Origin of the sequence: Actinosynnema sp. NPDC059797, from assembly GCF_042732085.1 — a bacterium.
In the GTDB taxonomy this organism is placed as follows: domain Bacteria; phylum Actinomycetota; class Actinomycetes; order Mycobacteriales; family Pseudonocardiaceae; genus Actinosynnema.
Map to the genome: position 1 here is coordinate 1 of NZ_JBHWIE010000253.1, position 5,674 is coordinate 5,674.

Below are 5,674 nucleotides of genomic sequence, written 5' to 3' on the forward strand. Positions count from 1 at the left end.
GGCGGCTGCTCCGGCTCCGGCGCCTGCTCCAGCACCACGTGCACGTTGGTGCCGCTGATCCCGAAGGCGGAGACGGCACCGCGCCGGGGCCGGTCGCGCTCCGGCCACGGCCGTGCCTCGGTCAGCAGCTCCACCGCGCCGGCCGACCAGTCCGCGTGCGGGGTGGGCTCGTCGGCGTTCAACGTCCGGGGCAGCACGCCGTGGCGAAGCGCCTGGACCACCTTGATCACCCCGGCCACGCCGGCCGCCGCCTGCGCGTGACCCAGGTTCGACTTGAGGGAGCCGAGCCAGAGCGGGCTCTCCCCGGTGTGCTCCCGCCCGTACGTCGCCAGCAGCGCCTGCACCTCGATCGGGTCGCCGAGCCTGGTGCCGGTGCCGTGCCCCTCCACGAGGTCCACGTCGGCGGCCGAGACGCCGGCGTTGGCCAGCGCCTCCCGGATCACCCGCTGCTGCGAGCGGCCGTTGGGCGCGGTCAGCCCGTTGGAGGCGCCGTCCTGGTTCACCGCGGAGCCCTTGACCACCGCGAGGACCCGGTGGCCGTTGCGGCGGGCGTCCGACAGGCGCTCCAGCACGAGCAGCCCGACGCCCTCGGCCCAGCCGGTGCCGTCCGCGCCCGCGCCGAACGCCCGGCAGCGGCCGTCCGGGGAGAGGCCGCCCTGGAGCGCGAACTCCTGGAACACCACCGGTGTGGACATCACGGCCACGCCGCCGGCCAGCGCGAGGTCGCACTCACCGGTCCGCAGCGCCTGGGCCGCCATGTGCACCGTGGTCAGCGAGGACGAGCAGGCGGTGTCGACCGTCAACGCGGGTCCTTCGAGGCCGAACTCGTAGGCGATGCGGCCCGAGGCCACGCTGGGCGCCGTGCCGGTCAGCAGGTGGCCCTCCAGACCGCGCGACCCGCGCGCGAGCAGGTTGCCGTAGTCGTTGGCGCTCAGGCCGACGAACACGCCGGACTTCGTGCCGCGCAGCGCCGTCGGGTCGATGCCGGCGCGCTCGAACGCCTCCCACGCCGATTCGAGCAGCAGGCGCTGCTGCGGGTCCATCGCGGTGGCCTCGCGCGGTGAGATGCCGAAGAACTCGGGGTCGAACGCGGTCGCGCCGGGCAGGAAGCCGGCCGCCCTGGCGTTGGTCGTGCCCGGGCGGCCGGGCTCGGGGTCGAACAGCTCGGCCAGGTTCCAGCCGCGGTCGGACGGGAACTCCGCGGCGGCGTCCCGGCCCTCCTCGACCATCGCCCACAGCGCCTCCGGCGAGTCGACCCCGCCGCCGTAGCGGCAGGCCATGCCGACGATGGCGATCGGGTCGTCGCCGGCGCCGGCCGTGGCGGTCCTCGGTGCGGCCGGCGCGGGGGAGCCGGCGCCGACCACCTCGCCGAGCACGTACTCGGCCAGCGAAGCCGGGTTCGGGTGGTCGAAGACCACCGTGGCCGGCAGCCGCAGGCCGGTCAGCGCGGTGATCCGGTTCCGCAGCTCGACCGAGGCCAGCGAGTCGAAGCCGACGTCCTTGAAGTTCCGCTCCGGCGAGAGGTTCGACGCCGACGCGTGCCCGAGCACGGCCGCGGTCTCGGCGGTGACGGCGTCCAGCACGACCCGCTGCCGGGCGGCCGGCGGCATGGCGAGCAGGCGGCGGGTCCACGAACCGGCGTCGCCGCCGCTCGCGACGACGGCGCGTCGCACCCGCCCGGGGACCTGGTTGCGCAGCAGGGGCGGCACCTCGCCGCGGAACGCGGCCAGGTCGAGCCGGACCGGCAGCACCACCGGGGCGCCGACGGTGAGGGCCGCGTCGAAGAGGGCCAGGCCCTCCTCGTCGGACATCGCCTTGACGCCGCCGCGTGCCATCCGTTCCCAGTCGGCCTCCTGGAGGGAGGCCGACATCCGGCTCACGGTGGCCCAGAGGCCCCAGTCGAGCGAGACGGCGGGCAGCCCCGACGCGCGGCGGTGCCGGGCGAGGGCGTCCAGGAACGCGTTGGCGGCGGCGTAATTGGCCTGGCCCGGCGCGCCGAACGCCCCGACGGCGGAGGAGAACAGCACGAAGGCGGAGAGGTCGAGGTCCCGGGTCAGCTCGTGGAGGAGCCAACCGGCGTCCACCTTGGGGCGCAACACCTTGTCGACCTGCTCGGTCGTCAGCGAGCCGACGAGGCCGTCGTCGCTGGCGCCCGCGACGTGCACGACCGCGGTCAGCGGGTGTTCGGCGGGGATCGCGGCCAGCACCCCGAGCAGCGACGCGCGGTCGGAGACGTCGCAGGCGACGGTCGTCACCGAGGCGCCGAGCCCGGTCAGCTCGGTGGCGAACTCGGCGGCTCCGGGTGCGTCCGGGCCGCGCCGGCTCGCCAGCACCAGGTTGCGGACGCCGTGCTCGGCGACCAGGTGCCGGGCGACCAGGCCGCCCAGCGTGCCGGAGGCGCCGGTCAGCAGCACGGTCCCCGCCGGGTCGTGGGGGACCGGGACGGTGAGGGCGAGCTTGCCGACCTGCCGGGCCTGGCTGAGGAAGCGGAACGCGCCCGGAGCCCGGCGGACGTCCCAGGTGGTGATCGGGGGCAGGGTCAGGACGCCGCGGTCGAACAGGTCCAGCACCTCGACCAGCATCTCGCGCACCCGTTCGGGCGCCACCGCGAGCAGGTCGTAGGCCTGGTACCGCACACCGGGGAACGCGTCGGCCACCCGGTCGGCGTCGCGGATGTCGGTCTTGCCCATCTCGACGAACCGGCCGCCGCGCGGCAGCAGCCGCAGCGAGGCGTCCACGAGCTCGTTGGTGAGCGAGTTGAGGACCACGTCGACGCCACGGCCGTCGGTGGCGGCGAGCAGGTCGGGTTCGAACTGCGCGGTGCGGGAGTTCGAGATGCGGTCGCGGGGGATGCCCAGCTCGTGGACGGCCGGCCACTTGGCGGGGCTGGCGGTGGCGAAGACCTCCGCGCCCAGGTGGGTGGCCAGCTGCACGGCCGCGATGCCGACGCCGCCGGCGGCGGCGTGGACGAGCACGGACTCCCCGGGTCGCAGGTCCGCCACGTCGACGAGCCCGAAGTACGCGGTCAGGTAGGTGATCGGGACGGTCGAGGCCTCCAGGTACGACCACCCGTCCGGGATCGGCACCACCATCCGGTGGTCGGCCACGGCCAGCGGCCCGAACGGCCCGTAGAACAGGCCCATCACCCGGTCGCCGGGCTTGAGGCCGGTGACCCCCGGGCCGACCTCGGTCACCACGCCGGCCCCCTCGCCGCCGAGCACCTCCTGACCGCGGACGAGGCCGAGGGTGGACATGACGTCCCGGAAGTTCATGCCGGCGGCTCGGACGGCCACCCGCACCCAGCCCTCGGCCAGGGGCGCGACCGCCTCCGGCGACTCGACCAGGGCGAGCCCGTCCAGGGTGCCGGGGCGGGGTGCGGACAGGCGCCACGCGGTCGACCCCTCCGGCACGGCGAGGGTCGTCGACGGGGACACCTTGACCAGGCGCGGCACCAGGACCGCGCCGGCGCGCACGGCGACCTCGTCCTCCCCGGCGTCCAGCGCCGACACCACGGCCTCGTCGGGCTCGCCGGGCGCGAGGTCGACCTGGGCGAACCGGCCCGGGTTCTCGGCGCGCGCCGAGCGGAACAGGCCGTGCAGGGCCGCGCCGACCAGGTCGTGGACGCGCTCGCCGTCGTACGTGGCCAGCGCGCCGCGGGTGACCAGGACCAGCCGCGAGCCGGCCAGCCGTTCGTCGGCCAGCCAGTGGCGCACCAGGTCGAGCGCCTGGTCGACGCCCGAGCGCACCTCCTCGGCGGTGTCGCGACCGAGGTCGTGCACGGGGGCGGCCAGCACCACGGAGGGCGGCTCGGCCCCGGCGTCGAGGGCGGCGCGCAGCGCGGGGAAGCCGTCGTGCGCCGTGCCCGTCGCGGGCGCTCCGCCGCCCAGGTTCGCCCAACCGGTGGGCGACGAGACCTCGACCTCGCCCGCCGGGACCCACTCGACCTCGTAGAGGGAGTCGTGGGCCCGCGGCGCGCCCTCGGCGACCTGCTCCGCGGTGGCGGACCGCAAGGTCAGCGAGTCGACGGACAGCACCGTGCGGCCGGTACCGTCGGCGGCCAGCAGCGCCACCGCGTCCGTCCCCACGGGGGTCAGCCGCACGCGCAGCGCGGAGGCGCCGACGGCGTGCAGCCGGACGCCCTCCCACGCGAACGGGACGACGCCCCGGTTGGTGCCGGTGACCGCGATCGCGTGCAGGGCGGCGTCCAGCAGGGCGGGGTGCACGCCGTACGCGCCGGCGTCGGCCACGTGCTCGGGCAGGGCCACCTCGGCGAAGACCTCCCCGTCCCGCAGCCAGGCGGCCTTCAGGCCGCGGAACACCGGCCCGTAGCCGTACCCGGCCGCGGCGAAGGTCTCGTAGAGGTCGTCGAGCCCGACCTCCTCGACACCGGCGGGTGGCCACTCGGCCATCTCGGGGTCGTCACGCCTCGCACCGGCGGTCGGTGAGACGAAGCCGCCGGCGTGCCGGGTCCAGGCCGCGTCGAGGTCGGGCGAGTCCGGGTCCTGCCGCTGCGACCAGATGGTGATCGACCGCCGGCCGGTGGGCCCCTCCGGCTCGCCGACCACGATCTGCAGCGCCACGCCGCCTCGTCCCAGCAGCAGCGGGGCCTCGATGGTCAGGTCCTCGACCAGCTCGCAGCCGACCTGGTCCGCCGCGCGCAGCGCGAACTCGACGAACGCGGTGCCGGGCAGCAGGACGCGGTCGAACAGGGCGTGGTCGGCGAGCCAGGGCTGGGTGGAGAGCGACAGCCGGCCGGTGCACAGGAAGCCGCCGTCGTTGGCGAGCGAGACGCCGGCGCCCAGGAGCGGGGCGTCCACCGGGCGCAGGCCGATCGAGCCGAGGTCGTGCCCCCCGACGTGGCTGGTCTCGAGCCAGAAGCGCTCGTGCTCGAACGCGTAGGTGGGCAGGTCGACGCGGTGCGCGCCGGTGCCGGCGAAGAAGGCCGCCCAGTCCACCTCGACGCCGGCGTTGTGCAGGGTGGCCATCGCCGTCGCGATGCCCTCCACCTCGTCGCGCCGGCCGCGCAGGGCCGGCACGACCACCACCGGCTCGTCGCCGTGGCACTCGCGCACGTGGCCGGTCATCGACGCGGCGGGCGACAGTTCGACGAACCGGGTGACGCCGAGCTCGCGCAGCCGGGCCACGCCGCCGGCGAGGTCCACCACGTCGCGCATCTGCCGGACCCAGAACTCGGGGGTGCGCAGCACCTCGGCGGGCACCACCATCGGGATGGTCGGGGCCGAATAGGTCAGGGTCTCCACCACGGCCCGGAACCGGTCCTGGATCGGCTCCATCGTGACCGAGTGGCCCGCGCGGTCGACCCGGACCGCGCGGCACGCGTGGCCGAGTTCGGTCAGGCGCGCCACCGCCGCCGCGACCGGGCCCTCCAGCCCCGAGATGGTGACCGCGCTCGGGCTGTTGACACCGGAGAGCGACACGCCCTCGATGTCGGCGATGACCGGCTCCACCACGTCGGCGCCCGCCGCGACGGTGGCCATCACGCCGGCGGTCGTGGTCTGGATCAGCTGTGCCCGGGCGGTGACCATGGTGGCCGCGTCCCGGAGCGACAGCACGCCCGCGACGTGCGCCGCCGCGATGTCCCCGCAGGACTGGCCGAGCAGGTAGTCGGGCCGCAGGCCCCACGACTCGACCAGGCGGTAGCTGTCTCTTATAC

At 75.8% G+C, this 5,674-nt stretch carries 1 protein-coding gene; it reads right to left on the minus strand.

All coding sequences use genetic code 11. The annotated features are described in order from the left end of the window. Nucleotides 1-5,674, minus strand: a 5,674-nt coding sequence (locus ACFV4N_RS33075; protein WP_499676583.1) for an SDR family NAD(P)-dependent oxidoreductase, incomplete at both ends; no start/stop codon positions are given.